Genomic DNA, 14,506 nt, shown 5'->3' on the forward strand with positions numbered 1-14,506 from the left:
TAGCGGAGGATCGCCCGGTAGCCCTTCTTGCTCTTGATCGTCGCGCTGCACAGTTACCCCTGGTCGTGCGGCTTGGTGCTAGGAGATGCGATGCAAAGACGAGATTTCCTGAAAGCCACGTCCGTAGCATTGGCTTCGCTCGCCAGCGCACGCGCCCGTGGCGGCGATGCCGTGGCTGCCCAGGGCCGCTACAAGATCGCGGTGTGCGACTGGATGATCCTGAAGCGGCAGAAGCTCGGGGCCATTGCGCTGGCCCAGGAGATCGGCGCGGATGGCGTGGAGGTTGATATGGGTTCGCTTGGAGACCGCGAAACCTTTGAAAGCGCCTTGAACGACGCTGAGACACGAGAGGCGTTCCTACGGGAATCGGCCGATCGCGGCGTCGAGATCTGCTCGCTCGCGATGTCGGGCTTCTACGCCCAGTCGTTCGCCGAGCGTCCGACCGTGCCCCGCATGGTGGGCGACTGCATCGTCACGATGAAGGCGATGGGGATCGGCGTCGCCTTCCTGCCATTGGGGGTGCAGGGCGACTTGGTCAAGAGGCCGGAGCTCCGGCCCTGGATCGTCAAGCGGCTCAGAGCTCTTGCGCCGGTCGCGGAGCAGGCGGGTGTCGTGCTCGGCTTGGAGACCGCGCTCGACGCGGCGGCCGAGGCGAAACTGCTGGACGAGGTCGGATCGCCAGCGGTCCGCAGCTACTTCAACTTCGCCAATGCCTTGCAGGCCGGACGAGACCTGATCGCCGAACTCAAGACGCTCGGGGCAGAACGCATCTGCCAGATCCACTGCACGGACGAAGACGGGGTGTGGCTTCAGAACAACCCTCGGGTGGACATGCCGGCGGTGAAGCGGGCGTTGGACGGGATGGGCTGGTCGGGCTGGTTGGTGGTAGAACGCTCGCGCGACGCGGCCGACCCACGCAACGTTCGACGGAACTTCGGCGAAAACGTGGCCTATCTGAAGTCGGTGTTTCAAGGCGCCTAGCTCGGCGTTCACCAATCTTCGTTCCTGGCGGCACTAGTCGCGCGTCCGTATCCGCCGGGCGAGCTCGCCGGGGTCGTCGGTCATGGACAGCGGGGCCAACGTCAGCCGCAGCTCCGCCGGTTCGGGCATCACCGCGTACCGCTTCAGCACGCCGGGCCCACAACTACTGTTACCAAGCCCACACTGCCGGGCGTCGAGCGACAAGATCGTTTCGGGCCGGGGGCGTAGATCAACCGCGCGCTTCGCGGCGGTCAGGTCCGACGCGGTGTAGTGGAGCGCCGAGAAGGCAATCGGCGTTTGCGTGGCGACCACCAATAGCCCGTGCCCGTCCTCGCCGGTCAGCGCGACCCAGCGGGCATCTTGCTTCGAGCCGCTCTCTTGCGGGCGGGGGTAGGGGACGAGTTGCTCGCTAACAGCCCCGCGCCAGCGACCGATGTCGGCGGCGTTTTTCCGATCGGGGTAGTTCTCCATCGGCCCGCAACCGAACCACTCAACCATCTCGCACCGCTTATCGAGCCGCATCGCCACGCCGATACGTGGCAGGGGAGGCAGATCCCCTTCCGGCCGGAATCGGTTGGTGGCGTGCAGGACGCCGTCGCCCTGGACGATCCAATCCGTTTCATGGATAAAGCGGCCGGTAGTCGCCCGCCAGGCAACCACCGTCGAAACATGTGCCGTTTGCCCATCGACCCGCTCTACGTCCATGCGGACCGATTCTCTCGACATCTTTTCTAGCCCCGCCGCTCGCCAGTCGTCTGCGAGCCAACCACCAAACCCGCGGTCGTTGTCGGTCGGCGCCCGGAAAGCTTGCAGCGTCGGCCCGCTGCCCGGGGATTGGAAGAGGAGTTCTCGGCCGCCGTACGCGAGCCCGCTGAGCGTCGCGGCGGAGCGATCGAACACGGCCTGGAATTGCTCGCTATCGAAGACGATCTTCGATTGCGTCTCATCGATTCGCAACGACTGACGGCCCTCCCCACTCCGCGGTCGCGGGTTCTTGGCTGGTTCGACGGAACCCGAATCGGGCAACCGAAACTGCTCGTAGGCAACCTCGTGCCCCGCCTGCGCCCACACAGTGGACTCGCGCAGCTTCAGGGAAACCCGCAGCCAAAGCTCGCCCGCTTCCTTGATGGGAGGAAGCCGGATCACCAACGAACGGCTCTCGCCCGGCGGCGCCGCGTTGGTTGGAATCTCGCCTTGCAGCAACAACGCCCCATCAGCTTCCAGGCGCCAGTCAAGGGCCAGATCGCTTAAGTTGAGCACTTGGCGCCGATTGTGGAACGATAGGTCCACCTCAAGCCCCGTCCCGGGCGCCCCGGCAACGCCGGCCATCTCGACCGCTACCGGCTGGTAGACCTTCTTCACTTCCCAATATTTGGCCGTCCGCGTGCGGTCGGCCATCACAATGCCGTTCAGGCAGAAAGCGCCGTGGTTTGGCGTGTCGCCGAAGTCGCCGCCGTAGGCGATGTACGGTGTTCCTGCAGCATCGACGCGGGCGAGGCCCTGGTCCGACCAGTCCCAGATAAACCCTCCAAGCAGGCGATCGTTCGACTCCATCTCTCGCCAGTACTCGCCGAAGTTGCCCAGCGCGTTCCCCATCGCGTGGGCAAACTCGCTAGCCAGCACCGGACGCGTGTCGGACGGGTCTTCCGCAAGGTCCAACAGTCTCTCCCAACGCGCGTTCTCGGGACGTTCTGCGGCCCCGAGGTTCCCGGGTTGACCTGGGTTGAGATAGTCTTGGCGCAGCTTCGGGTAGAAGCGGCTGATGACATCGACTTCGGAAGGGTCGGGCGCGCCTTGAGCGCCTTCGTAGTGGATGAACCTGGTCGGATCTCGGTGCCTAATCCACGCAGACATCGCGGCTAGGTTCGGCCCCCAGCCAGACTCGTTTCCGAGCGACCAACTGATCACCGACGGGTGATTCTTGTCGCGTTCGACAAGGCGGATGGCCCGATCGAGAAAGGCCGCGGCCCAGCGTGGGTCGTTTGCCAGCCTCCCGCGCAAACCGTGGGTTTCGAGGTCGGCCTCGTCCATAGCGTACAAGCCAAGTCGATTGCAGACGTCGTACCATCTCGGGTCGTTCGGGTAGTGCGCAGTGCGCACGGCGTTGACGCCCGCTTGCTTCATCAGCCGAGCATCTTCAAGCATGCGCTGGTAGGTGACCGCGTGCCCGGTGCTGGGGTCGTGCTCGTGGCGATTGACGCCCCGCAGTCGCACCGGCCGACCGTTGATGAGAAGCCGACCCTCTGCGATCTCTACGCGACGGAAGCCAACATCGCAGGCGACCGTCTCTACAGACGTGCCTCCCTCATCGATCAGCGACAGCACCAAGCGGTAGAGGTGGGGCGTTTCCGCGGTCCATAGCGCAGGTCTTGCGATGCGGCGTCGCAACCACCCAAACGGACCGGCGCCGCGCTGCGGGGTGCGTTCAACGAGGATCGAAGCGTCGTAGCCGCTGTTGAGGATCGGCGCCGCGTCGTGCGTCATCGGCGCCGCCAGCACGGGTCGCCCTTGGTGGTCGAACAGCTCCGCCGCTACACTCCAGCCTTCCAGTGTCTGAGGGCCAGTCACGTCAAGCTGAACGTCGACCGCGAGCTCTGCGTTCTGAAGATCGTCGTCCAGATCAGTGCGTACGGCGAAGTCCGCGATCCGCGCCGCGGGTGTGGAGAAGATCACTACTTCGCGATCGATCCCGCTAAGCCGCCACATGTCTTGGTCTTCTAAATACGAGCCGTCGCTGTACCGATAGACACGGACAGCCAGCGAGTTTTTGCCGGGCCGCAGGTGGGGCGTGACCTCAAACTCTGCGGGCGAGCGGCTTCCCTGGCTGTAGCCCAGCGGCTGGCCGTTCAGCCACGCCTCAAAAGCGCCCTCGACGCCCGCAAAATGCAGGAACACGCGCCGGGCTTTCCAAGTCCTCGGCAAGAAGAATTCTCTCAGGTAGCAGCCGACGGGGTTCCTTTCCCGGTAGACCGTCCAGTCCAGCGGAGGTTCGCTGGTGACCCGCGGCGGGTCGATCCGAAACGGGTAGCCCGAACTCTTGTAGATCGGCGTGCCATAGCCATGCATCTGCCAGTTCGACGGCACGGGAAGCGTCTCCCATTCGGCGGCGTCGAACGCATCGCAATAAAAGTCCGGCGGAGCTTCGCTGGGAGTGCGGGACCAATGGAATCGCCATCGTCCGTCGAGCGTCCGCACCCACGGCGATGCCTCTCGGCTCTCATCCACCGCAGCCCGAACGGAGCCTAGCGGCCAGAACGTTGCACGGGCGGGGAGTCGGCCACGCTGGTAGACTTGCTCGTTCTCCCAGTCATCCACTGCCCAAACACCGGGGCACGCGACGGCCACCAGCACTACCGCGACGACGATCTGCAGTAGCGGCGACTCTCTCACTTTGGCGATCCGCTCTCCGCGGCCCGCAGGTCCTTGGACGTGGCTAGCGCGATGGTGCGCTGCTTCCCCCCAACGGCACAATAGAAGTGGTAGACAACGTCGTCGTGCTTCAGCAGCCAGGGCTTGTGCGCAAAGGTCTTGTCCCAGGGCTCCGAGGGTTGCAACAGATGGGCGCCGTCCCACTTGGTCCAATTCACCAAGTCTCGCGAGCAAGCGAACGTGTCGAACGCTCCGCGGTCCCAGCCGGCGCCAAAGTAAACCATCACCCACAGGCCGTTCATACGGATGATCTGCGGATCGCCGGAGATGCCCTTGAGGTTGTCGATCACCGGCCCATCGCCGTAGCGGGTCCAGTGTCGCATGTCGTCTGACACAGCGATGCCGATCCGTTCGATCCAGTCCCCCTCTTGCTTGGCGTTGTAGAACATCACCAGGGGCTTGCCGAGCGTTGCTGCCGGGTCGTGAAAGACGTGGCTCTTGTAGAGCGTCTTCTGCTCAAAAACTCGGGCGTCCGCGTCGCCGGGACGCATCACCGGGTTCTCGTCGAGGCGGGTCCACGGCGTGCACTGCGACGGCCTGTCCGCGTGAGCCATACCGATCGCGAGAGGGTCGGTTTCGTACCCCTGCTTGTCGCCGCCGAAGTACGACATCCAGTACTTGCCTTGAAACGGCGAGATCGCCGCGCCACCTCCCCAGTCCGGGTCGACTAATGCAATCGACCCGTCTGCCTGCCACTTGTCCCACCCTGAATCTCGGAAGGGGAGGATCGTCCCGGCGATGGTCCAATGCAGGAGGTCGTCGCTCTCTGCAAGGCAGGTCTCGTAGCCCACCAGGTCGCGCGTCTTCACGAAGACCATCCACCACTTGTCGTCATAGCGAAAAACGTTGGGGCAATCGTAGTACTCCCCGTCGCCGGGGGTGAGCAGAACGCCATACTTGTACGGCGTGCTGAGCTCCGCGTTGACGCTGTCCATCGCGGCCTGAGAAATCACGTCGGCTTCTCCTGCACAGAGTGCCGACGTGCCCAGCAGGCATCCAAGCAGGGCCAGCAGCGGGGTTATCTGCGAGAGACGCGGCACAAGCATGCAGCGAGCGGTTTGTTCGGGGACAGAATAGTAGTGGTCTACGCTCCACCAGCGCGAGAACGTCTGTCTCACAGCGTCCGCCGCTCGGAGGTTGTCCGGCGGGCAGCCTCGTGCGGGTAGTGGCTACTGCAGTCTCATAGGGTTGTCGATTGCGCGAACCGCTTCGATGACGCCGGCGGTAGAGGTGCGCGCGAGTGGGACATCCTTCCAGCCACCGGGCGCAGCTTGCTTCTCCAACCGCGAGACGTTCTCCAAACTGCCGTGGAGCGCGCCGCTGGGTGACATCGATTCTTGCGGCGCTGCGATCTACCGCAGACACGCACCCGCGCCGGTCATGGTATCACGCCGATCCCGGCACGGTGGCATCTGGTGTCGCAAAACAAGCCTGTTTCGAATGCCGATCCGCTTGTTCCGCGCGCGGTGCTCCGAGTCAAATGGGAAGTAAATGCGAACCTTGTTTTCACTTGCCCTGTGCCTGCTGACTGTCGCCCACGCTGTAGCGGGCGACGTTCGCTTGCTCATTGACGCAGACTGGCGATTCCACTTAGGCGATGATCAGGGCGCGTCCGCGTCTTCCTTCAATGACGCATCATGGCGCCGCGTCAACCTGCCGCACGACTGGAGCATTGAGCTCGCCACCGATCCGGAAGCTCCCGCGGGCTCAGCCGGTGGCTATTTCCCAACCGGCATCGGCTGGTATCGCCGGCAGCTTGAAATCCCCAACGCGTGGCGGGGGCAGCGGGTATGGCTAGATTTCGAAGGCGTCTACCAGAACGCCGAGGTGTGGCTCAATGGAGTGCGGGTCGGCCAGCACGCGTACGGGTACACCCCGTTCCGAGTTGAGCTGAGCGATCGGCTCCGTGCCGACGGACGCAATACGCTCGCCGTGCGCGTAGACAACGCACTGCAGCCGTCGTGCCGCTGGTACAGCGGTTCGGGCATCTACCGGCACGTCTGGCTTGCGGCGGCGCCCTCTGTCCACCTCAAGCAGCACAGTGTCCACATCCAAGTCGATGAGCTGTCGAAGGACCACGCAACGGTAAGTGCAGTAGCGGAGATCGAGAACAGCACCGACCAAGCGATAAGCGCCCATGTGCGGTTTCAGGTAACCTCACCTGATAATCAATTGGTAGGCGACCAGTCGCAGCGGGCGCAGGTCGAGGCGGATGCGCGGCGCGTCGTAAAGCAGGCTCTCACCATTGAGCGGCCACAACATTGGTCGCCGGAGAACCCCGCCCTTTATCGGCTCAAGGCCTCCATTGTGAACGCTGATGTGTCAACAGACGAGGCGTCGACAGCCTTCGGAATTCGGACGGTGCAAGTTGACTCCGAGAGGGGTCTGCTGCTCAACGGTAGACCGAGCAAGCTCTACGGCGGCAACGTGCATCACGACAACGGCCCGCTCGGCGCCGCGGCGTTTGATCGGGCAGAGACGCGTCGTGTTGAGATACTCAAAGCCGCGGGGTTCAACTCCGTGCGGACCTCACACAACATCCCTTCAACGGCCTTCCTCGACGCCTGCGACCGGCTCGGCGTGATGGTGATCGACGAGCCCTTCGACGGTTGGGCGAAGCCAAAAGTGAAGCACGACTACGGCCGGCTATTCGCAGAGAACTGGCGATCCGATCTGCGTAGCATGGTTCTCCGCGACCGCAATCATCCGTCGGTCGTGATGTGGAGCATCGGCAATGAGATGTACGAGCGAGGCGACGCAAGCGCGGTGACGTTGGCGCGCGAGATGGTCCGCGTGATCCGGCGCCTCGATCCATCCCGTCCGGTCACCGCCGGCGTGAATGGACTGGGACCGAAGAACTGGAGCGGGCTCGACCCGCTGCTGGCCGAACTCGACATCGCCGGCTACAACTACGAAACCAGCCGCTTCGAGCAGGATCGTGCGCGGATTCCTGACCGCGTCATGCTCTCGACGGAATCGTACCCGGTGGACGCGGCGCCGAGTTGGCGGTCGCTTAAGCGGCCCTACGCCGTCGGCGACTTTGTCTGGTCGGCAATCGACTACCTTGGCGAGGCGGGGATCGGGCGGGCCTTCCCCCCCGGCCAAGAGGCGCAGCCCCATTGGCTCGGTTCTCACTACCCGTGGCACGGCGGGTCCTGTGGCGACATCGATATCACCGGCCAACGCAAGCCGATGTCTCACTTCCGCAATATCGTTTGGGGCCGGGGTGAAAAGCTTTATGCCGCGGTTGTAGCGCCCGCTCTGGGAGGCGGCGACTGGAACCTCTCGAACTGGGCCACGCCTCCAACCGTCGCCAGCTGGACATGGCCAGGACTGGAGGGGCGGCGCCTTCAAGTCGAAGTCTATAGCCGATGGCCCGCCGTGCGACTAGAACTCAATGGAGAGTCGATCGCGGAAGCAACGTCGAACGCTGCTAGCGGTTTTCGCAACGTCCTGCCCGTCGGCTATGCGCCGGGCGAGTTGGCGGTGATCGGGCTCGATCGCAACGGGCTTGAGCGGGAGAGGATATGCCTGGCGACAACCGGCGCCCCCTCCTCCATCCGGCTACGTCCGGACCGCAGAACAATCTGCGCGGACGGCCAGGACCTGTCATTTATCCGCGTCGATCTGTGCGACTCCAGCGGCGCCCCCTGCCCCATCGCCGACCATTCGATCCGCTACGAGATCAGCGGTCCGGGGACAATCGTCGGCATCGGAAGCGGCGACCTGGCTTCGCTGGAATCTTACGTCAGCAATCCACGTCGAGCCCACCAGGGCCAAGCCCTTGTCATCGTCAGGAGCGATAAGGTGCCGGGCGAGATCGTTGTGCATGCAACGGCGGCTGGCGTCACCGGCGGCTCGGCCAACATCCACAGTGAGTCCCCTGAACCTCGGCAATAGTAAGAAGGCATCCCAGATGAAATGCGCATTCCGAATGATGTTGATCGTCGCCACGACCTACCTCGCGGCGCCTCTGGTTCGGGCCGAGGCCCCCATCCGAATCGACCTGAGCGCAAGCACCGGCCGCGGCGACGCGGAGACGCAAGGCTGGATCGAATGGGAGGTCGCCGGAGCCCCAGAGGTAAACGCCCAGTTTGGCAGCGTCGGGGTTGCGCTCCGCGCAGCCGATGGAAATGTGATGGGCTTCCTGCACAAGAAAGGGCTCGCCACCGGCGCTTCGGTCGCAAGCGATGGAATCACCAGCACTGGGCCGTTGCAAATCGAGCTCACGGGGCTCGCCCCCGGGCGTCACTCGCTCGTCACCTACCACAACCGTGTATCGTCCGCAGGTGGGCGGAAGCTCAAGCTAAGCGTGGGGGGCTCCGATAGCGTTTGCTCCCCCTCCCTCTCTGCCCCGGACGATGCAGACGCCGCATCGAACTATGTTGAGTTCACCGTGGTTGACGGCGCGCCTGTGGTCGCGCGACTCGAGTCGCTCGGCGAAGCCATCGCCGACGGCGTAGTGCTCAACGCTATTGAGGTCGACGGCGCCGATCCTCACCACCGAGCGGCCAAGCCAGTGCCCAACGACTTCGACGAACACACCGACGGCGGCGCCTGCAAGATCGAGCTCGCGTGGCGGGCCCCTGAATCGGCGGCGAAGTTCCGAATCTACCTCAACCACGACCGCGACAATCGCAAGGCCCGCGTCGCCGCGACGCAAGAGTCTGGTTTCCTGGGCGAGACCACGGCGCCGCGTCTCGCGATCAAGGTCTCCGCACACGACAGCTTGGAGCACTACTGCTGGAGGGTCGATACGATCGATTCTGAGGGGGTCGTGACGCGGGGCGACGTGTGGTCGTTCCGGATCCGTCACCTCGCTTTCCCCGGCGCCGAGGGTTACGGACGCTTCGCGATCGGCGGACGCGGCGGAAGGGTGATCAAGGTCACCAATCTTGACGACAGTGGGCCTGGCAGCCTGCGCGCCGCTCTTGAAGCCGACGGGCCCAGGACAGTGGTGTTCGATGTGTCGGGTCGCATCGTCCTGAAGGATCGATTGATCGTCCGCAACGACTACGTCACGGTCGCCGGGCAAACCTCTCCTGGCAGAGGGATCTGCGTCTCAAACTACAACCTCGGTTTGCTCGGCGCCAATGACGCGGTCCTCCGTTTCTTACGCGTCCGCCCAGGCGACACGGCGGGTGAAACGCTGGATGGCATGGGGCTAGCCAGCTGCGACCACTCGATCATCGACCACTGCTCCATCAGCTGGACTCAAGACGAGTCTTTCAGCTCTCGCGGCGCCAAGAACATCACCCTACAACGCACGCTGATCAGCGAGGCGCTGAACATAGCGGGGCACCGCAAGTACGAAGAAGGAAGCGCCCACGGATTCGCCGCCAGCATCGGAGGGGACATCGGAAGCTTTCATCACAACCTGTTGGCGCACTGCGCCGGCCGCAACTGGAGCCTCGCCGGCAGCGTCGACCAAGCCAACATCCACGCCGGCCGACTCGATATCCGCAACAACGTGGTCTACAACTGGGGCTATCGAACCACCGACGGGGGAGCAAAACAGGTCCAGTTCGTCAACAACTACTACAAGCCTGGCCCCGCGACTACGGTCTTCCATCTGCTCAAGCCCGAGCGAAACCACGCCTTCGGCCCTCAGGACTACTACGTGAGCGGCAACGTGATGGAGGGCCGCTACGACGGAACCGTGCCCTGGGAAGGGGTCGTCGCGCCGAAAGACGAACCGCTCGCCGAGTTCGTGTACGACGAGCCGTTCTGGAAACCCTACGTAGCGACCCAGACCGCCGAACAGGCGTACCGAGACGTGCTAGCCGATGTCGGCTGCAACGTGCCGGTGCTCGACGACCACGACAAACGCGTGATCCGCGAGACCCGCACCACAACGGTCACCTACAAGGGGAGCCGCAGTGGATTGCCGGGACTGCCAGATTCTCAGTCGGATGTGGGGGGGTGGGACGACTACCCGGAGGTCCACAGGGATTCGGATTGGGACTCCGATGGCGACGGCATGCCAAACGCCTGGGAAGCTGCCCACGGGTTCGACCCAAAGAACCCCGTAGACGGGCTGGAGGACGCCGACGGCGACGGCTATACCAACCTCGAAGACTTCCTGAACCACCTCGCCGGACGAGGCGATCGGTGACTGACCGTCCTCTGATGAGACGGATCTTGCAGGAAGGAGGCCCTACGCTGCCGCTGGCCGCAGCTCGCCGCCGCGCCATGAAGATTGCAACGGATCGTCCTAAAAAGAGGCTGCGTGTGCAACTACGATTCTGTTGCTTCGGTTATGATGTTTGATAGGAATAGGAGTGGTTGAGAATCTAGCGGTCCGTTTGCAGACATCGCGACTGCTGCTCGACCAACGACGTTCGTCGGAGGTTGCGAAATGTAGTGGCTGTCCGGCGGCGATCCGTTATTCATCGTCACATTTTATTTGCCTCTGCTCATCGGGCGTTGCCTAATCCGCTATTGACTACTTGCTGTCACCGCAGCTCAAGCGCCGCCATGACTCGCACCCGGCTGTAGCAGCCCCTGTGGCCGCTCAAAGGACAAACGAGCGGCGGTTCGAAGAAAGCAACCACGCCCTCAACGAACAATGGGTTCGTAGTACTTACGTCTGGCTTGTCTGTGCATCATCCCGCTGGAGAGCTTTCGCGATCCACGCACTACGAGACTCCTGTATGAAACGCGTCTCAAGAGACAATCGTTCAGCGATTGTGGATGAAGCAATGACGGGTGGCGTAGCTAGCCACTGATCAAGTCCGGCAACTCCGATAGCAACAAAAGCGTCCCACCCCGGGACGATCACTTCTTCAGCACGTCTATTCCGAAGGCATAGGAAAACAATCATGACAGGGAAGAGCCTCTTCTTGGCGGGCATCGTAGCTGCCTGCGGCGCTTGTGCCGTACAAGCCCAGTTGGTGACCGAGTGGAACTGGGACTCCACAAAGACCGGTAACCAAGACTGGCAAGTTGCAGCGAACTGGCCCAACCAGCTCGGATTCCCGAACGACCCCGGCCGGGTAGACCCTGATGATACCGTGATCACCCCGGTCGTCGGCGCCAACCTGTCCGTCGCACTTGCCGGCAACCTGACAGTTAACGTCGGGGCGACAGACGTGACGGTGGCGTCGCTCCGGCTTGGCGGGACCGCCGGTGCGGTTACGACGACCGTGGTTGGCAGCGGCGGGAGGCTAATCTTTGAGAACTTCGAGAACAACGACAACCCGCCCCCCCCCATGGGCCAACCCCCGAAGGTGCTCCAGTACTCGTTTAACGAAAGCCGAGCGCTGATCATCAGTGGGGGCGTCGCCGGATCTACCAACGTGATCAGCGTTCCGATTTTCCTAAATCACGAGACGCTCGACATCGACTCGAACCGCGACGCCAACGCGCCGGTCGGCTTTGTGAGCACCAATGACCTGCTGATCAACGGCCCAATCACGTTCACTGGCGGATCACAGACCTCAAACTCGATACCGGGGATTGATAACTACCTGCCAGCCGGACTCAAGCTCACGGTCTCAAGCCCACTCGCCATCCCAAACAACAACCTCAATCCTATGGGAGGCGAGACAGAATTTGACTTCCACATCAACGGTTCGATCTCGAACGGCGGTTTGGCGGAGTACTCGGGCGTCATCTCGGGCGCCGGCGACCTGCTCATCGGAAACGTGAGCAACAGCGAGGTCCTGCCCCTAAGCACCGTCATCCTGAGCGGCGCCAACACCATCACTGGCCGGATCGCCCCCAACCGGGCGAACATCGTGCTCGCCAACGACCTGGCGTTCGGAACCGGCCCGATCAAGTCCAAGACCATTACCGGCGAGTTTGGCAACAATCTGCTCTCGGACAACGACAGCCGCAACCTCGCAAACCGAATGATCTTTGCCCAGTTCGTAACCGTGAAAGGCGAGCACTCGCTGGAGTGGTCTGGGCCGGTTGAACAGGACAACGCCCGCGGTTGGATCAACCTGCTCCCGGCGGGAAAGGAATTCAAACTTTCCGGCACGCAGTACATCGACGGCGACTCCGAACCCGACCTGGGAGGTCTTCCGGCGGCGGACAAGCAGTATATCTTCGACGGGTCGGGACTGACGCGTGTCACGGGCGCCATCCGCAATCACGAGACCGCTAGTGTCAGTCGCTCGATCTTTAAGTACGGCACCGGGCCTGTCTACCTTCAAGGGAGCTTGACGGGCAACAACAGCGACTACTCATTCCGCACGGTAGTTTCCGGCGGCAACCTTCACGTTGCGACGATCAACGACCTGGGTTCCAGCACGATCGTATCGCGAGCCGGCGGCATCGGGCTGGAGAACGGCACGGTGACAGGCCCTGACTCCTCCGCCTTCCTTAGCCGAGTCAACAATAAGGCGACCGCGCCAACGTCGGCCATCGTCACTCAACAAGGGAACATCGGCAACGACTTTGCCAGCTTCGACGCATGGGACCACGGCGGCCTCATGCTGGCAGCGGGCGAGTACGCAGGAAACCTCGACTTTACCACCGGCGACCTGGCCAACGCCCAAGACATGAGCCTCGCCGCTCGCGATCGAAGCACCACCACACAGTACACCGGCACAATCACCCCCGGAAATGCCACCTATCGGCTGGGAGGCGGCGGCGGCATCTTGCAGCTTCCGAACACAAACCAGCTCACCGGGGCCCGCAGCCTAGTGGTGCAAAACGGGCTCGACTTTGGCCCGATCCAGCAGATCGGCATGGTGCGGCTTACCAATACCAACAACTATACCGGCACAACCAGCATCCTCGGCGAACAGCTCAACAGCAACGAAGCCAACGGCATCGCGGACAACAACGTCGAGAACAGCAGCCAGTTCCGTGGTACGACGCTTTCAGTGTCTAGTCTGGCGAATGGCGGCGTAGCGAGCAGCATCGGAAGCTCCTCGTCGGCCGCGGCAAACTTGTACGTCCAAGGAGGCACGCTGCGATACGAAGGCGCCGCCACGAGCACCGATAGGCTGCTAACCATCGGAACGCGGGGCGGCACGATCGAGGCGTCGGGCTCAGGGGCCGTGACCTTTTCCAATACCGGCGCCATCGCCATGGGCATTGCCGCGGTCCGAAACGGAGATGTGGTGGGGCAAACCTGGATCGGTGGGATCGGGCTGATTGCGGATATTCAGTCGGGCACCGCCGACCTCGTGCCGGGCATGACCGTGGCTGCCAGCGGGGTCGTGGAAGGGTCTTCGCCCCCGGACGGCTCGATTACCATCGCCGAGATTGTCAGCCCGACACGCATCAGACTAAGCGACCCCATCAGCGCCTTTACCAGCTTCAACAATACGCCGGTTACGTTCGGCACAGCGCCCCGCACGCTGACGCTGTCCGGCACAAACTCAAGCAACAACACTTTTGCGCCGCTGATCGGCGACGACGCTACCACCGGCAATGTTAGCCTCGTCAAGTCAGGCGCCGGCAAGTGGGTCCTCACCAACCCCGGCAACAACTGGGCGGGCAACACCACGGTCAGCGCGGGGACGCTCAGCATCACCAACCCAACCCTTAACGATACGGCCGACGTGCTGCTCCTCCCCACCTCTACATTCGACCTAGATTTCGCTGGGATCGACACGATCGGCGGGCTGTTCTTCAACGGCGTCCAGCAAGTGGGAGGCACCTGGGGAAGCCTGCTTTCGAGCGCAGCGAACAAGCGTTCGTGGTTCACTGGGCTTGGCGTACTGAACGTGACCGAAACCGTGATGCTTGGGAAGATCGGCGGCGACTTCAACGGCGACGGGTACGTCGACGCCGCCGACTACACCACCTGGCGAGACAACCTGGGCGCCGCGACCGACGACGCCCTAAACGGCAACGGCGATGGAAACCCCGGCGTCACGTCCGCCGACTACGACCTGTGGAAGACGAATTTCGGCATGACCGCTCCCCCGTTGGCAATTGCGGCGTTGGGCGCCGCCGCTTCTGTGCCGGAACCCGCGACCCTGGTTCTGCTGCTGCTCGCCGGCGTCCCGTTGGCCGTGTTCCGGCGTAGGGTCTAGCCAGTTCGTTCGAGACCCGCACCGCTCCCTCGAAGCGAGACGGTGCGGGTCTATTTCTTGTTATGCTTACGTACGAGAACGGTCCCTGGCTACCAAAAGAC

Annotated in this window: 6 protein-coding genes; 4 read left to right on the plus strand and 2 right to left on the minus strand. The window is 63.1% G+C overall.

The window, feature by feature from the left end; translation table 11 throughout:
- The first annotated feature begins 90 nt into the window (after positions 1 to 90).
- Positions 91 to 981: a sugar phosphate isomerase/epimerase family protein gene (locus tag Pla175_RS18750; RefSeq protein ID WP_145288814.1), complete on the plus strand. Its 891-nt coding sequence runs from the start codon at positions 91 to 93 to the stop codon at positions 979 to 981.
- A gap of 33 nt (positions 982 to 1,014) precedes the next feature.
- On the opposite strand, the gene Pla175_RS18755 is transcribed toward Pla175_RS18750, so the two are convergent.
- Entirely contained in the window at positions 1,015 to 4,371 is a 3,357-nt protein-coding gene (locus Pla175_RS18755; RefSeq protein WP_197526979.1) for a glycoside hydrolase family 2 TIM barrel-domain containing protein, read from the minus strand.
- Entirely contained in the window at positions 4,368 to 5,528 is a 1,161-nt protein-coding gene (locus Pla175_RS18760) for a glycoside hydrolase family protein (RefSeq protein ID WP_145288817.1), read from the minus strand. Before Pla175_RS18760 ends, Pla175_RS18755 begins: the two co-directional genes overlap by 4 nt.
- 373 nt (positions 5,529 to 5,901) lie before the next feature.
- Here Pla175_RS18760 and Pla175_RS18765 point away from each other — a divergent pair, with 373 nt between their 5' ends.
- The 3 genes from Pla175_RS18765 to Pla175_RS18775 all read left to right on the plus strand — a co-directional run bounded on the left by Pla175_RS18765 (position 5,902) and on the right by Pla175_RS18775 (position 14,405).
- Positions 5,902 to 8,310: a sugar-binding domain-containing protein gene (locus Pla175_RS18765; protein ID WP_145288820.1), complete on the plus strand. Its 2,409-nt coding sequence runs from the start codon at positions 5,902 to 5,904 to the stop codon at positions 8,308 to 8,310.
- Positions 8,311 to 8,326: 16 nt separating this feature from the next.
- Positions 8,327 to 10,525 (plus strand): pectate lyase family protein, encoded by a 2,199-nt coding sequence (locus tag Pla175_RS18770; protein WP_145288824.1) that lies wholly within the window; start codon positions 8,327 to 8,329, stop codon positions 10,523 to 10,525.
- 706 nt (positions 10,526 to 11,231) lie between these two features.
- Positions 11,232 to 14,405 carry an autotransporter-associated beta strand repeat-containing protein gene (locus Pla175_RS18775; protein ID WP_145288828.1) on the plus strand — a complete coding sequence of 1,058 codons (3,174 nt, stop codon included), beginning with the start codon at positions 11,232 to 11,234 and terminating at the stop codon, positions 14,403 to 14,405.
- Positions 14,406 to 14,506 lie beyond the last annotated feature (101 nt).

The organism is Pirellulimonas nuda (assembly GCF_007750855.1).
Taxonomy (GTDB): Bacteria; Planctomycetota; Planctomycetia; order Pirellulales; family Lacipirellulaceae; genus Pirellulimonas; species Pirellulimonas nuda.

Excerpts from the sequence above, each read along its gene's own strand:
- Pla175_RS18750 (WP_145288814.1), top strand. The coding sequence starts at position 91 with ATGCAAAGACGAGATTTCCTGAAAGCCACGTCCGTAGCATTGGCTTCG.
- Pla175_RS18765 (WP_145288820.1), top strand. The coding sequence starts at position 5,902 with ATGCGAACCTTGTTTTCACTTGCCCTGTGCCTGCTGACTGTCGCCCAC.
- Pla175_RS18770 (WP_145288824.1), top strand. The coding sequence starts at position 8,327 with ATGAAATGCGCATTCCGAATGATGTTGATCGTCGCCACGACCTACCTC.
- Pla175_RS18775 (WP_145288828.1), top strand. The coding sequence starts at position 11,232 with ATGACAGGGAAGAGCCTCTTCTTGGCGGGCATCGTAGCTGCCTGCGGC.